This window comes from Bacillus halotolerans, assembly GCF_004006435.1.
Lineage (GTDB): Bacteria > Bacillota > Bacilli > Bacillales > Bacillaceae > Bacillus > Bacillus halotolerans.
Genome location: NZ_CP029364.1, coordinates 1496776 through 1510714, shown reverse-complemented (window position 1 = coordinate 1510714; position 13939 = coordinate 1496776). Strand labels below are relative to the sequence as shown.

At 44.7% G+C, this 13939-nt stretch carries 13 protein-coding genes, 1 pseudogene and 1 riboswitch; of the genes and pseudogenes, 11 read left to right on the top strand and 3 right to left on the bottom strand.

Annotated features, from left to right (window positions below):
• Nucleotides 1–98: 98 nt before the first annotated feature.
• The 7 genes from dctP to DIC78_RS07665 all read left to right on the top strand — a co-directional run bounded on the left by dctP (nt 99) and on the right by DIC78_RS07665 (nt 7533).
• Nucleotides 99–1364 (top strand): C4-dicarboxylate transporter DctP, encoded by a 1266-nt coding sequence (gene dctP, locus DIC78_RS07695; RefSeq protein WP_024120280.1) that lies wholly within the window; start codon nt 99–101, stop codon nt 1362–1364.
• 145 nt (nt 1365–1509) lie between these two features.
• Nucleotides 1510–2562: an AI-2E family transporter gene (locus tag DIC78_RS07690; RefSeq protein WP_024120281.1), complete on the top strand. Its 1053-nt coding sequence runs from the start codon at nt 1510–1512 to the stop codon at nt 2560–2562.
• Between the two features lie 49 nt (nt 2563–2611).
• Nucleotides 2612–2743, top strand: a riboswitch (cyclic di-AMP (ydaO/yuaA leader).
• A 72-nt stretch (nt 2744–2815) separates the two neighbouring features.
• Nucleotides 2816–4054, top strand: coding sequence for a dicarboxylate/amino acid:cation symporter (locus DIC78_RS07685; RefSeq protein WP_024120282.1), 1239 nt, complete (start codon nt 2816–2818; stop codon nt 4052–4054).
• 90 nt (nt 4055–4144) lie between these two features.
• A complete protein-coding gene (locus DIC78_RS07680; RefSeq protein WP_106020960.1) occupies nt 4145–5071 on the top strand; it encodes an ABC transporter ATP-binding protein in 927 nt (308 codons plus the stop codon).
• Nucleotides 5072–5090: 19 nt separating this feature from the next.
• Nucleotides 5091–5831, top strand: a complete 741-nt coding sequence (locus DIC78_RS07675; RefSeq protein WP_232351029.1) for an ABC transporter permease — start codon at nt 5091–5093, stop codon at nt 5829–5831.
• Nucleotides 5832–5926: 95 nt separating this feature from the next.
• The gene (locus DIC78_RS07670) at nt 5927–6262 is read left to right on the top strand and encodes a hypothetical protein (protein WP_003225151.1); all 336 of its coding nucleotides are present in this window, start codon (nt 5927–5929) and stop codon (nt 6260–6262) included.
• A 128-nt stretch (nt 6263–6390) separates the two neighbouring features.
• The gene (locus DIC78_RS07665; RefSeq protein WP_105991472.1) at nt 6391–7533 is read left to right on the top strand and encodes an acyl-CoA dehydrogenase family protein; all 1143 of its coding nucleotides are present in this window, start codon (nt 6391–6393) and stop codon (nt 7531–7533) included.
• Between the two features lie 28 nt (nt 7534–7561).
• Here DIC78_RS07665 and fbpB read toward each other — a convergent pair whose 3' ends face one another.
• Nucleotides 7562–7708, bottom strand: coding sequence for a Fur-regulated basic protein FbpB (gene fbpB, locus DIC78_RS07660; protein ID WP_010333101.1), 147 nt, complete (start codon nt 7706–7708; stop codon nt 7562–7564).
• Nucleotides 7695–7860, bottom strand: a pseudogene (locus DIC78_RS07655) (Fur-regulated basic protein FbpA). Before DIC78_RS07655 ends, fbpB begins: the two are co-directional and overlap by 14 nt.
• Before the next feature lie 249 nt (nt 7861–8109).
• Here DIC78_RS07655 and DIC78_RS07650 point away from each other — a divergent pair.
• The gene (locus DIC78_RS07650; protein ID WP_127695937.1) at nt 8110–8982 is read left to right on the top strand and encodes a cation diffusion facilitator family transporter; all 873 of its coding nucleotides are present in this window, start codon (nt 8110–8112) and stop codon (nt 8980–8982) included.
• A gap of 14 nt (nt 8983–8996) precedes the next feature.
• Here the strand turns inward: DIC78_RS07650 and DIC78_RS07645 are convergent, their stop codons facing one another.
• The gene (locus tag DIC78_RS07645; RefSeq protein WP_010333104.1) at nt 8997–9317 is read right to left on the bottom strand and encodes a thioredoxin family protein; all 321 of its coding nucleotides are present in this window, start codon (nt 9315–9317) and stop codon (nt 8997–8999) included.
• A gap of 153 nt (nt 9318–9470) precedes the next feature.
• On the opposite strand from DIC78_RS07645, the gene DIC78_RS07640 reads away from it, so the two are divergent.
• The 3 genes from DIC78_RS07640 (at nt 9471) to cshA (ending at nt 13912) form a co-directional block, all read left to right on the top strand.
• Nucleotides 9471–10556, top strand: a complete 1086-nt coding sequence (locus DIC78_RS07640) for a D-alanine--D-alanine ligase (RefSeq protein WP_095714122.1) — start codon at nt 9471–9473, stop codon at nt 10554–10556.
• 74 nt (nt 10557–10630) lie between these two features.
• A complete protein-coding gene (locus DIC78_RS07635; RefSeq protein ID WP_106020954.1) occupies nt 10631–12004 on the top strand; it encodes a UDP-N-acetylmuramoyl-tripeptide--D-alanyl-D-alanine ligase in 1374 nt (457 codons plus the stop codon).
• 423 nt (nt 12005–12427) lie between these two features.
• Nucleotides 12428–13912, top strand: a complete 1485-nt coding sequence (cshA, locus tag DIC78_RS07630; protein ID WP_044161742.1) for a degradosome RNA helicase CshA — start codon at nt 12428–12430, stop codon at nt 13910–13912.
• The last annotated feature ends 27 nt before the right edge of the window (nt 13913–13939 follow it).

Sequence of the window (13939 nt, the reverse complement as noted above, 5' to 3'; positions counted from 1 at the left end):
AAATGTCCGTTATGAACATAAACTTCCCCGCCCCTAATGAAAACGCTATCATTCTAGTAAGAAAGACACAAAGGCGACTAGGACAGGGGAGGGAGAATATGAAACTGTTTAAAAATTTAACAGTTCAAGTCATAACCGCGGTCATCATCGGGGTCATTGTCGGATTGGTTTGGCCGGATGTCGGGAAAGAAATGAAACCGCTTGGCGATACCTTTATCAACGCTGTGAAAATGGTGATCGCTCCAATCATTTTCTTCACAATCGTTCTCGGGATTGCAAAAATGGGCGATATGAAGAAGGTTGGAAAAGTAGGGGGAAAAGCATTTATCTATTTCGAGGTTGTTACGACCCTTGCACTCATTATCGGTTTATTTGTCGTCAATATTATGAAGCCGGGTGCGGGCCTCGATTACAGCAAGCTTGAAAAGGGAGATGTCTCACAATACACCCAAAATGGCGGTCAGGGGATCGACTGGGTTGAATTTGTCACACACATCGTACCGTCCAACATGGTTGATGCCTTCGCAAAAGGGGATATTTTGCAGGTCTTATTCTTTTCCATTCTTTTCGGAGTCGGTCTAGCGGCATTAGGTGAAAAAGGGAAAAGCGTCATTGATTTCTTTGATAAAGTTTCACATGTCTTTTTCAAAATTATCGGCTATGTTATGCGTGCCGCTCCAATCGGTGCATTCGGAGCGATGGCGTATACGATCGGGCACTTCGGACTCGATTCCATCAAGCCGCTTGCCAGCTTAATGCTGTCCGTGTATATCACAATGTTCCTGTTCGTGTTTGTTGTTTTAAATATCATCTGCAAGCTATACGGATTCAGCCTGTGGAACTACCTGCGCTTCATCAAAGATGAGCTTCTCATCGTGCTCGGCACAAGCTCTTCAGAATCGGTTCTTCCGAGAATGATGGATAAAATGGAACGCTACGGCTGTTCTAAATCAGTCGTCGGGCTCGTTATTCCGACCGGGTATTCGTTTAACCTTGACGGAACATCCATTTATTTATCAATGGCGACTGTCTTTCTGGCTCAAGTGTTTGGAGTGGATCTCAGCATCGGCCAGCAAATTACGATTATCCTCGTTCTGATGCTGACTTCGAAGGGGGCAGCCGGTGTGACAGGAAGCGGATTTATCGTTCTTGCGTCAACGCTGTCAGCACTTCAGGTCATTCCGCTTGAGGGTCTTGCGCTTCTGCTTGGTGTCGACCGTTTCATGAGTGAAGGAAGAGCGATTGTGAACCTGATCGGAAACGGAATCGCCACAATCATCGTTGCAAAAAGCGAAAAAGAATTCGATGAAGCAAAAAGCGTGGAGGCTGTGGAAGGCATGAAAAAAATGAAAGCAGCAGTCTGAAAAAAACGGCCCATTATGGGGCCGTTTTTTTAATTGTTTAAGAATAATTAAGGTGAGGACAGAGACCTCAGCATTTTTTTGTTATATAATTTACAAATGGATACTATATTGAATGAAGGACGTTTGTCCTAACAGGAGTGTATAAATGGCCGCTTTAGTAAAATTTTTTCAGCACCCGGGAGTAAGGCGTTTTTCCATCTTTGTCGTGTTAACTGGTGTGTTATATCTATTTAAGAGCATGATCAACTTAATATTGCTGACCTTCATTTTCACATTTCTTATGGATCGTTTGGAGCTTGTCGTCCGGCAATTTTTAAGCCGGTTCTTCCGCGTGAGCCAGCGGGTTGTCATTACGTTTCTCTACATTTTGCTGGCCGTGCTGCTTACAGTCGGAGGGTTTGTGTTTTATCCGGTCGTTGCCGCACAGATTCAGCAGCTGATCAAGCAGATTAAACATATTGCGTATCATCCAAGCAGCATTCCTTTCTTTGATGAGATCACAAGTGTTTTCGGAGATATTAATATTAGTTCGTATGTCAAAGAGGGTTTCAATGTACTATATACGTATCTGGCCGATATCAGCACATTCGGCTTGCAGATCGTGATGGCGCTCATTCTCAGCATGTTCTTCTTATTTGAGAAAAAACGGCTGTCTGAATTTATGGAGCAGTTTAAAACGAGCAAGCTTGCTGTTTTTTATAATGAGATTGCTTTTTTCGGAGGTAAATTCGCGAGAACATTCGGCAAGGTGCTTGAGGCACAATTTATCATTGCGCTCGTGAACTGCATACTGACTTTTATTGCACTCTGGATTATGCACTTCCCTCAGCTGTTGGGGCTGTCCATCATGGTTTTCTTTCTCGGATTGATCCCGGTAGCAGGCGTTGTCATCTCCCTGATTCCGCTTAGTATTATTGCATACAGCACAGGCGGCGGAATGTATGTGCTTTACATTGTGCTTGTCATTTTCGCCATTCATGCGATTGAGACATATTTCCTCAATCCGAAGCTGATGTCAGCGAAAACAGAGCTGCCGATCTTTTTCACATTTACAGTCCTGATTTTTTCTGAACACTTTCTCGGCATTTGGGGCTTAATTATCGGGATTCCGATCTTTGTATTTCTCCTTGATATTCTTGATGTAACCAACAAGGAAAATAGGCCTAAAAGACCTCGAGAGAAAAGTAACAAAAAATAGTTTACAAAATTGGATATTTTCTGTATAAATAAAACTACATCATACAAAAGTAAGCCACACGCTTAATCCTTTTTAAAAGGAGTGGGGGACCCAATCGTTTGGGGTTCATTTTTCATCTGAAAAACGGACATCTCTTCGTCCGAACCCGGCAGCTAACCTCATCAGCGTGAAGAGAGAATCCTGTGGTTTTATGATACAGCCAAAGCCCGCGGGAGTCTCTCGCGGGCTTTTTTTCAAAAAAGGAGGAATGCGGATGAAACTGGCAAGAAAGATCATCATTGCATTGGTACTGGGTGCCGTCACGGGGATTATTCTTAATGTAACATCACCTGAATTATTTGAAAATTTGAATAAGTTTGTATTCGGGCCTCTTGGCACCATCTTTTTAAATCTCATTAAAATGCTTGTCGTACCGATTGTTTTTTTCTCTCTTACATTAGGAGTTGCCGGGCTTGGCGATCCTAAAAAGCTTGGCAGAATCGGTGTGAAGGCCATTTCTTATTTTCTCATCACGACAGCGGTGGCGATTACGATCGGGCTTATACTGGCGCTTGTCATTAAGCCGGGTGAGTTCGGCACTTATGATGTCTCATCCGCTAAATTCGAGGCAGAAGAAGCGCCGAGTGTTGCTGACACACTTCTGAACATGATTCCGGCCAATCCCGTTCAAGCGATGACCGAAGGAAATATGCTCCAGATTATCGTGTTTTCCATTTTTGTCGGACTCGGGATTACGATGCTAGGCAAAAAAGCGGATATGCTTTTGAAAGTCGTGGAGCAGGGCAATGAACTGATGATGTATCTGGTCAACCTGGTCATGAAGTTTGCGCCATACGGCACGTTTGGTCTCATTGCGACAGCTATCGGCAGCCAGGGATTCAGTGCAATAAAAGCGATGGGGCTGTACATGATTGTTGTTACACTGTCTCTTGTCATACATGCAATCGTCACATACGGTTCAACAGTGGCTCTTTTAGCAAAAAGAAATCCGATTACATTCTTTAAAGATTTCTCAGAAGTTATGGTCGTTGCGTTCAGTACCTCAAGCAGCAATGCAACGCTTCCGGTATCAATGGATGTAGCCCAGAAAAAACTAAAAGTGCCTGAGCCGATCAGCAGCTTCGTTCAGCCGCTCGGGGCGACGATTAACATGGACGGGACAGCCATTATGCAAGGGGTGGCCACCATCTTCATTGCACAGGTATTCGGACATGATCTTACATTTACGCAATTGCTGATGGTGATATTGACGGCTGTATTAGCAAGTGTGGGAACTGCGGGTGTTCCGGGAGTCGGTTTGATTATGCTCGCCATGGTGCTTCAATCAGTCGGCTTGCCTGTTGAGGGTATCGGATTGATCCTCGGAATAGACCGCTTGCTCGATATGCTTCGCACAGTGGTCAACACAACAGGAGACGCGGCCTGTGCCGTCATCATTACAGAAACAGAAAAGAACAAACAGCCGGAGCAAGCACCGACTCTATCGGTTTAACCAAACATTTGGAAGCAACAAATGCTATAATACAAACAGTGCCTATTTTTAGGCACTGTTTATTTTTGTCGAAAAAAGGAGGAAGGCTTTATGGCTGAGCCGATTTTACATATTGAAGGCCTTGATAAAAAAATAGGGTCTAAACAGATTTTAAAACAGATCAGCATGGACGTCAGGCAGGGAGAGATTATCGGTCTTCTCGGTCCGAACGGTTCCGGAAAAACGACACTCATCCGCATCATCGTCGGACTGTTAAAACAAAACAGCGGAAGCGTGGCCATCAACGGATTCAAGCATGATACTGAGTTCGAACAAGCGATGGAAGCTGTCGGCGCGATTGTGGAAAACCCTGAGTTTTACCCGTACCTGTCAGGCTGGGAAAACCTCAAACACTTTGCAAATATGCACAAAAAGATAACTGATGAAAGACTGGACGAAGTGGTGGAAAGAGTCGGGCTGACATCAGCGATTGATGATAAAGTGAAAACCTACTCCCTCGGCATGCGCCAGCGTCTCGGCATTGCTCAGGCGATTCTTCACCGGCCGAAGCTTCTCATTTTAGATGAGCCGACAAACGGTCTTGATCCTGCCGGTATGAAGGATTTTCGCGATCATATTAAGGAGCTCGCTGAAGAGGAAGGAACAGCGGTTTTATTCGCTACTCATTTATTGCGTGAAGTTGAAGACCTGTGTGACCGTGTGATCATCATACAAAAAGGCGAGATCAAAGCAGAAGTAAGCCTGAATGGAGCCGGTCAGAAAACGGAGAAAGCCGTTATAGAAGTGCAGCCGGCGGAAAAAGCGCTCGATTGGCTGATGGGCAATGGGTACTCAGCTGAACGTAAAGACGGCTCCATCGTGGTGGATATAGCGAAAGAAAATATACCAGAGCTGAACCGCTCGCTAGTCGGACAAGGGCTGAACGTATTTTCAATTATGCCTTATACGCAGTCACTGGAAGACGAATTTATTAAAGCGACAACCGCTCATCAAGAGGAGGGAGAAGAGCTTGTCTAAATTAATATGGAATGAACATATGAAACTCTTTAATCGGAAAGTTACATTTGTTTCGCTTATATTGATGGCCGTTTTTCAATTTTTCATGGCGCTGATCATTAAACGGATCGTTATCAGTGCCGGAACTGACGAAAATTTCATCGGCTACTTTTCCTATACACCGAGCCTGAATATCCTGTTGCAGGCGTTAACCATTGTCATTGCAGCGACGATTATTTCTAATGAATTTGATAAAAAGACAATCAAATTTCTGCTCATACGCCCGGTCAAGCGGCAAAAGGTCTTTTGGTCGAAACTAATGACAGTTGTAATGGTCAGCTTCTATCTTTATCTGGCATACTACATTCTGGCTTTATTATTCGGTCTTGTCTTTTTTGGCACGTCCGTGACATCTGAATCAAAAACATTGTTCATCAACACATTGGAGCTAATCGGCACAAACTGGCTTGAAGCGGTGCTGATGGGATTATTCGGTTTGCTTTGTTCATCACTGTTCCGCAACAGTGCCATTTCAGTTGTTGTTTCTTTTGTCGTTTTATATGGAGCAAGTTCACTTGTGCAAATCATGAAGCTGTTTGAAAACAAATGGGGAAGCTTTTTGCTTTTTGCAAACACGGACTTCACTCAATACAAAAGCGGACAAACGGCTCTGTTTTCAGGCATGACGCCATTGTTCTCTGTAGGGATTATTGTGATTCATGCTGTTTTCTTCATTGCCGTTGCCTGGTGGAGTTTCTGCAAACGGGATGTTCGAATCTAAAGGCAAGGAATGACATTTTTGTGAAAAAGCTCACGTAAATCAATATCATTCGATGTTTTGGTTTATAATAAAGGTACTGACGGAGGTGTCTCGAATTGAGGAACTTTATTACCGCTTTACCGATTGTATTGCTGCTTGGATTCTCATTTGTGTCATTCATGTTTCAGTTTGAACATCTTGTATATTTCAGGCTCGCGCTGGGGTTGTTTTCTCTCGTGGGGCTGTACATGATATATAAAATGAAGACGGGTATCCGTTATTTTATCATATATCTGTATGCAAGCTGGATTGTGCTTGCGGCAGTTACTGCCTTTGAAGAGCCGATTTTCTCAAGCTTTTTCTTCGGCGGATTGGTCATGACAATGGGTTACCTGACTTATATGCTCATTTATCTCGGTATGAAACAAGACCGGGATGCAAATCCGGTTTAAACACGCTGTTCCCTCGGGAATGGCGTGTTTTTCTATCGTGGACAAATTGTTAACAGTTGCGGAATCATGGCTGGAAATCTATAATACATATTAAATTTATCGGAATTGAAAAAATGGGGGGCTGCCGGATGTCATTATTTGTACGGAACGAAAAACAGCGGCAATGGATAGAGAAAATAGGACAGCTAGCGGATGAATTTCAGCAAACAGCCGCTGAGGATGATGAACAGGGACGATTTCCTGCCGAAAAAATACAAAAACTGCGTGATTCGGGATATACGGCGATAACCGTGCCAAAATCCCATGGAGGAGCAGGAATGTCTGTTTACGACATGCTGCTTTTTCAAGAGCGGCTTGCACGGGGAGATGCTCCTGCAGCTCTGAGCATCGGCTGGCATTTAAGCGTGATGGGAGAGCTCGGAGAAGGAAACAGCTGGGATGAAGATGTGTTTGCGTTTATCGCAAAGGAAGTCCAAAACGGCGCCGTGATCAATAGAGCAGCGACAGAAGCGAAAACTGGGAGCCCGACCAGGGGAGGACGCCCCGGGACTGCCGCCGTCAAAAAGGACGGCAAATGGGTGGTGAATGGAAGAAAAACGTTTACGACAATGTCGCAAGCGCTTGATTATTTTTTAGTGACGGCATGGATTGAAGAAAAACAAACAACAGGTGTCGTGTTGGTTCATAAAAATGATCCTGGTGTATCAATTGAAGAAACATGGGATATGATGGCGATGCGGGCTACCGGCAGCCATGATCTTGTATTAAACGAGGTAACGCTGGAGGACAATAAACTGGTAGAGTTGCTTCAAGGGCCGCGGGGAGCAAAGCCAAATGGCTGGCTGCTCCATATTCCGGCGGTTTATCTTGGCGTGGCTCAAGCTGCTAGAGACTATGCGGTGCGCTTTGCCTCCGAGTATTCTCCAAATAGTTTGAAGGGGCCGATCAAGGATGTTCCGGCCGTTCAGCAAAGAACAGGCGAAATGGAGCTTGAATTGCTGAATGCCAGACACTTTCTTTTTCATGCGGCTGAATTGTATGACGATCCGGAGCGCCGCCCTTACTTGAAGAGTGAGCTCGGTGCGGCAAAACATATCGTCACAAACGCCGCGCTTTCTGTTGTAGACAAAGCGATGAGAATTGCAGGGGCCAAAAGCCTCGAACGCACCAATCCGCTTCAGCGCTATTACCGGGATGTGCGCGCCGGTCTCCATAACCCGCCGATGGACGACGCGGTCATTCAAAAGCTGGCCGCAGAAGCCTTTCATTAAATAAAAAAGAGCCTTTGCCGGCTCTTTTTTATGTATTGTTTTGTTCCTGAAGATTCTTCTGATGCTTGCGGTCAATTCTGTCGTAAATGACGTTCATCAGCTTTGGATTGCCCATGATCGCCTCTTTGTTTTCCTGGATCAGCTGTTGGTAGGTTTTTATTTTACGCTTTGGCATGCCCTGGCGCCTCCTGACAATGTTTTGTATTCACTTTCCAGCTCCATCAGCGACAATTCATACAAATGACGCTTGGACTTTTTGTATATACCATTCTGTATTAACAGATGAATGAGATGCTTTTTTCTGATTTCTGCAGACTGAGGTGTCATTGTGTCACCAACCTCCAATCAAACGATATTGATAATCATTATCAATTAACCTCAGTATACAATGTCCGCCACAGCCTGTAAAGGTGAAAACAGTCCTATTCTTTCGTAAGTAAGCAAACCTTCAACATATCGACAAAAAGTTTCCCGGGCAATAATTTGCTGTCGAAATTTCCCTCCCCGTTGAGAATCGCTGCTGCTATTTTTCATGTTTTTAACCATACTATGTAATAGAATGGAGGCTGGTATTCAATGGGGAGGACAGATAATCTTAAAAAGGGAGAAAAAGGAGCACTCCTCAATATTTTGGCATATATCATTCTTGCTGCAGTAAAGCTGACAATCGGAATACTGTATCATTCTGAAGCGCTGAGAGCAGACGGGTTAAACAATGGGACAGATATTGTAGCGTCAATAGCGGTGCTGATCGGACTGCGTATTTCGCAAAGGCCGGCTGACAGTGACCATCCATATGGCCATTATCGGGCTGAAACAATTTCGTCCCTTATTGCGTCTTTTATTATGATGGCTGTTGGAATTGAAGTGTTAATCGGCGGAGGAAAAGCGATTGCGGGCGGCACATCAGAAACGCCAAGCCTTATCGCGGCGTGGACGGCTTTAGGCAGTGCAGTGTTTATGTACGGCATCTATTTATATAACAAAAGACTCGCATCATCCATTAAAAGCTCTGCACTTATGGCGGCGGCGAAGGACAGCAGGTCAGACGCATTTGTCAGTGCCGGAGCATTTATCGGTGTTTTTTCTTCCCAGCTGCAGCTGGCCTGGATAGATCCGGTTACGGCTTTTATTATCGGAATCATCATTTGCAAGACAGCCTGGGATATCTTCAAAGACGCTTCGCATTCATTAACGGACGGATTCCATTTGAAAGATCTTGAACCTTATAAACAGACTGTCGGCCGGATAGAAAATGTGCATCGTCTTAAGGACGTGAAAGCGCGATACTTGGGCAGCACAGTACATATAGAGATGGTCATTACAGTGGATCCGAAGCTGACAGTAGAGGAAGGCCATGGGGTCGCAGATGAGGTAGAAAACAAAATAAAACATGAACACGATGTCACTCATGTTCATGTTCACGTAGAGCCCGACGACATAAAATAGGGCTGCTTATCGAATTAGCTTATATGTTCTGATAAGAATTCAGTCACTTCTTCAGGCGTTTTGGCATTGGCGCTGTGAAGATGGCCTGTTTTTTCTCCATTTTTGAAAATGAGCAGGCTTGGAATACCCATTACCTGATATGTTTCAGCCAGTTCAGGAAGCTCGTCCTTATTCAGCTCGTACCAATCGTTTTGATTGTACGTTTCCAAAATATCGCCGATGAACATATTCATGCGTGTGCAGTCAGGGCACCAATCAGCATAAAACTTTACAATGATTTCTTTATCAGATTGAATCAATTCATTAAATTGTTCTTTTGTTGTGATTTTTTTCATATGTCACATCTCCTTTTCAATGCCATTTTAATATAAAATAAAAAGGAATTACATACAAATGCATTCAGCTTCAGCATGCCCAAAAATAATTAGATCATTTTCTTGTGAAAGTGATAAGATAGTAAAGATGAATTGTAGTGGGGGGAGTATCCATTGAAAACAAGTCTAGGATTAGTGTACGGCGGTAAGTCAGCCGAACATAATGTTTCGCTTCAGACAGCTCTGGCTGTAACAAAAGCGCTAAATACTGAGAAGTTTGATATACATCCAATTTATATAACTGAAAAAGGCGAATGGATAAGAGGCGCACGTTTAACAGAGCCTGTTTCCAACGTAAAAATGCTTCAGCTTGAGCAGGGCGGAACTGCTTTTTCTCCATCTGCTCTCAACCAGGAGATGTTTCCGCAGGAAGTGTCACAACAAAATGAAGCAATTGATGTCGTCTTCCCGCTCCTGCACGGCCCGAACGGAGAGGACGGAACGATTCAGGGAATGCTTGAACTTTTAAATATTCCTTATGTCGGCAACGGTGTGCTCGCTTCCTCAGCTGGTATGGATAAAGTTGTCATGAAGCATTTGTTTGCGCAAGCCGGCCTTGCACAGGCGAAATACACAGCCTTCCTTAAAAAAGACTGGACTCGTTCTCCAGAAGAAAGCTGCGAGCAAGTAGAACAAGAATTGGGCTACCCTTGCTTCGTGAAGCCGGCCAACCTTGGCTCAAGCGTCGGAATCAGCAAATGCCGAAACCGTGAAGAACTGCAAAAAGCGTTTGAGCTGGCGTTCCAATATGACCGGAAAGTCGTAGTCGAAGAAGGCATCAACGGCCGCGAAATTGAAATCGGCGTTCTCGGAAATGATGATCCTAAATGCTCTGCAGTTGGAGAAATCGCACCTAAGACAGATTTCTACGATTACAAAGCGAAATACGAGGATGGAGACACTGACCTGATTATTCCTGCGGCTGTAACAGATGAGGAATACGCGAAAATCAGTGACATGGCGATCAGAGCGTTTAAATCAATTGACGGTTCAGGACTTGTCAGAGCGGACTTTTTCCTGACAGCTGACGGCGAAGTGCTGATCAATGAAGTAAACACGATGCCTGGTTTTACACCGTTCAGCATGTTCCCGCTTCTCTGGAAAGAAGCCGGAGTTGAATACGCTGACCTCATTGAACAGCTTGTAGAGCTGGCTAAAGAACGCCACGCTGAAAAACAATTGATTAAACATACATTCTAAATGAAGACGGACACTGCCGGTAAAAGGGCAGTGTCTTTTCCCGTATATCACCAAAAGAAAGAGAGGGACCTTACTTGATTAAGCGAACCGTAAAAAAAATTGCCGAAATGGTCAAAGGCACACTGACAAACCCGCAATATGAAAATACAGTCATTCATGGAGTTGCTACAGATACAAGAAAGCTGGAAAGCAATCAGCTTTTCATCCCGCTGAAAGGGGAACATTTTAACGGCCACACTTTTGTGCCGCAGGCTTTTGAAGCTGGTGTGTCTGCCGTTCTGTGGAACCGCTCGGAACCAAATCCGCCCGAGAATCAAGCTGTGATTCTGGTGGAAGATACATTGTCTGCACTCCAGCAGCTTGCAAAAGCTTATTTACAGGAGCTGGGCACACGTGTCATCGGGGTAACAGGAAGCAACGGCAAAACGACGACCAAAGACATGATTCACACTGTCCTGCAAACGCGGTACCGCGTCCATAAAACAGGAGGAAACTTCAACAACCATATCGGGCTGCCGCTTACAGTGTTAGCGATGCCTGAAGATACAGAAATTGCCGTACTGGAAATGGGAATGAGCGCAAAAGGAGAAATTGACCTCCTGAGCCGCCTGGCAAATCCGGATGCGGCTGTGATAACGAATATCGGCGAATCCCACATGCAGGATCTTGGTTCAAGAGAAGGCATTGCGGAAGCGAAACTGGAAATTATCAACGGCCTGAAAGAAGACGGTGTGCTGATTTATATCGGAGACGAACCGCTCTTGCAAAAGGACTACAGCTGCCAAACGAAAACGTATGGTACTGGGGCGCAAAACGATTATCAGCTGCAGGATGTCAGCCAGAGTGAAGCGGGAACCCATTTTACGATCAAAGGCATAGAAAAAACGTTTTTTATCCCTATACTGGGCAAACATAATGTGATGAACGCCATGGCGGCAATCGCTGCAGGGGCTTATTTCGGCATCACACCTGAGGATGCGGCAAAAGGATTAAGCGGCCTGAAGGTCACCGGCATGAGACTTGAATTGATGAAAACAGACAGCGGCATTTCTATTATTAATGACGCTTATAACGCGAGCCCGACGTCGATGAAGGCTGCAATCCAACTGACAGAAAGCCTTGAAGGATACGGGAAGAAAATGGTCGTGCTCGGAGACATGCTTGAACTCGGCGATCTTGAAGAAACGTTCCATAAAGAATGCGGCGCTGTGATCAGCCCGGACAAAATTGACCACGTCTTTACGTATGGAAAACTTGGGGCATTTATCGCGGAAGGTGCGATGGAACATTTTAGCGAAGAACGCATCAGCCACTTCAGCGACAAAAAAGATCTCACTCAGGCCCTGAAGAATAAAGCGGCAAAGGGAGATTTGATTTTATTCAAGGCGTCAAGAGGTATGAAGCTTGAAGAAATCGTTAAAGATTTAATGGAGAGCCCGTTTTCTTAAAAAATCCTGCGGAAAAAAGCAGATTGCAATCATAAAATAAAAATGATGTGCAGACACTAATGTATGCCGGCCCGAAATAATTTATGTATGACCGGCTGAGGCTATGGTACAATAATGACAGGTTTATTTCGCGATACGAAAATATGTGTACGGACCGCCACCCGCTGACCTTAGGTTTTCCGCGGACACAAGGAGCGGGATTGGGCATCGTCCGGCATATTTGGTTAGCAGGTCAGCGAGCGCATTCAAAATGCTGATCTGCTTACCGCGTTATTGAAAAACAAGTAGTGTAATGGTAAGATAAAACTTAAAGTAATTCGGGCTTTGTATACGTAAGGATCCTGTCCTTTTTCCATGGAGGGCAGTTTTTAAGTGGTAAATCACGACATTACTGAAACAGCAATTAGAAGGAGTTTGAATAATTTGACTATAACGTTTCAAGATTTTCAATTAAGTTCTGATCTCATGAAGGCAATTAACCGTATGGGATTTGAAGAAGCAACGCCGATTCAGGCACAAACGATTCCGCTCGGACTTTCAAATAAAGATGTCATTGGACAAGCGCAAACAGGTACAGGTAAAACAGCTGCGTTTGGTATACCCCTTGTTGAGAAAATTAACCCCGAGTCTCCTAATATTCAAGCAATCGTAATCGCACCAACCCGTGAACTAGCCATTCAAGTATCTGAAGAATTATATAAAATCGGACAAGATAAACGTGCGAAAGTTCTTCCTATTTACGGTGGGCAGGATATTGGACGACAAATCCGGGCGTTAAAGAAAAATCCGCATATCATTGTCGGAACACCGGGACGTCTTCTTGACCACATTAACCGCCGCACGATTCGTTTAAACAATGTAAATACTGTTGTAATGGATGAAGCGGATGAAATGCTGAATATGGGGTTCATCGACGACATCGAATCTATTCTTTCAAATGTGCCGAGCGAGCATCAGACGCTTCTGTTCTCAGCTACAATGCCAGCGCCGATCAAACGCATTGCAGAGCGTTTCATGACTGAGCCTGAACACGTAAAAGTAAAAGCAAAAGAAATGACTGTTTCTAACATTCAGCAGTTCTATTTGGAAGTACAGGAACGTAAAAAGTTCGACACACTGACTCGTCTTCTTGACATTCAGTCTCCTGAGCTTGCGATTGTATTCGGACGTACAAAACGCCGTGTTGATGAACTGGCAGAAGCCCTGAACCTTCGCGGATATGCAGCTGAAGGAATTCATGGTGATTTAACGCAGGCGAAACGTATGGTTGCGCTTCGCAAATTTAAAGAAGGTGCAATCGAAGTACTTGTTGCAACTGATGTTGCAGCTCGCGGACTCGATATCTCAGGTGTTACACACGTGTACAACTTCGACGTGCCTCAAGATCCTGAAAGCTATGTTCACCGTATCGGAAGAACAGGCCGCGCAGGTAAAACAGGTATGGCGATGACGTTTATCACACCGCGTGAGAAAAGCATGCTTCGCGCAATTGAACAAACAACGAAACGCAAAATGGACCGCATGAAAGAGCCGACACTTGATGAAGCGTTAGAAGGCCAGCAGCAGGTTACAGTTGATCGTCTTCGTACGACAATCAGCGAAAACAACTTGAACTTCTACATGACAGCGGCAGCTGAGCTGCTTGAAGATCATGATGCAGTGACAGTGGTTGCAGCGGCTATCAAAATGGCTACAAAAGAGCCGGATAGCACGCCTGTTCGCTTAACGGACGAAGCGCCGATGATCGGCAAACGCTACAAAAACCAACGCACTTCTAAACGCAGAGACGGACAAGGCGGCGGTTACCGGGGCGGTAAAGGGAAAAGCAACAACCGTTCTTCCTATGATAAAAAGCGTTCAAACGATCGCCGTTCTTCAGGTGACAGACGCCAGAAAAAATCATACTAATTCTGTAAAGAATATAAGAGCCTAAAA

Excerpts from the sequence above, each read along its gene's own strand:
- DIC78_RS07650 (WP_127695937.1), top strand. The coding sequence starts at position 8,110 with ATGGGGAGGACAGATAATCTTAAAAAGGGAGAAAAAGGAGCACTCCTC.
- dctP (WP_024120280.1), top strand. The coding sequence starts at position 99 with ATGAAACTGTTTAAAAATTTAACAGTTCAAGTCATAACCGCGGTCATC.
- DIC78_RS07675 (WP_232351029.1), top strand. The coding sequence starts at position 5,091 with ATGAAACTCTTTAATCGGAAAGTTACATTTGTTTCGCTTATATTGATG.
- DIC78_RS07680 (WP_106020960.1), top strand. The coding sequence starts at position 4,145 with ATGGCTGAGCCGATTTTACATATTGAAGGCCTTGATAAAAAAATAGGG.
- DIC78_RS07645 (WP_010333104.1), bottom strand. The coding sequence starts at position 9,317 with ATGAAAAAAATCACAACAAAAGAACAATTTAATGAATTGATTCAATCT.
- DIC78_RS07665 (WP_105991472.1), top strand. The coding sequence starts at position 6,391 with ATGTCATTATTTGTACGGAACGAAAAACAGCGGCAATGGATAGAGAAA.
- DIC78_RS07685 (WP_024120282.1), top strand. The coding sequence starts at position 2,816 with ATGAAACTGGCAAGAAAGATCATCATTGCATTGGTACTGGGTGCCGTC.
- DIC78_RS07690 (WP_024120281.1), top strand. The coding sequence starts at position 1,510 with ATGGCCGCTTTAGTAAAATTTTTTCAGCACCCGGGAGTAAGGCGTTTT.
- fbpB (WP_010333101.1), bottom strand. The coding sequence starts at position 7,708 with ATGCCAAAGCGTAAAATAAAAACCTACCAACAGCTGATCCAGGAAAAC.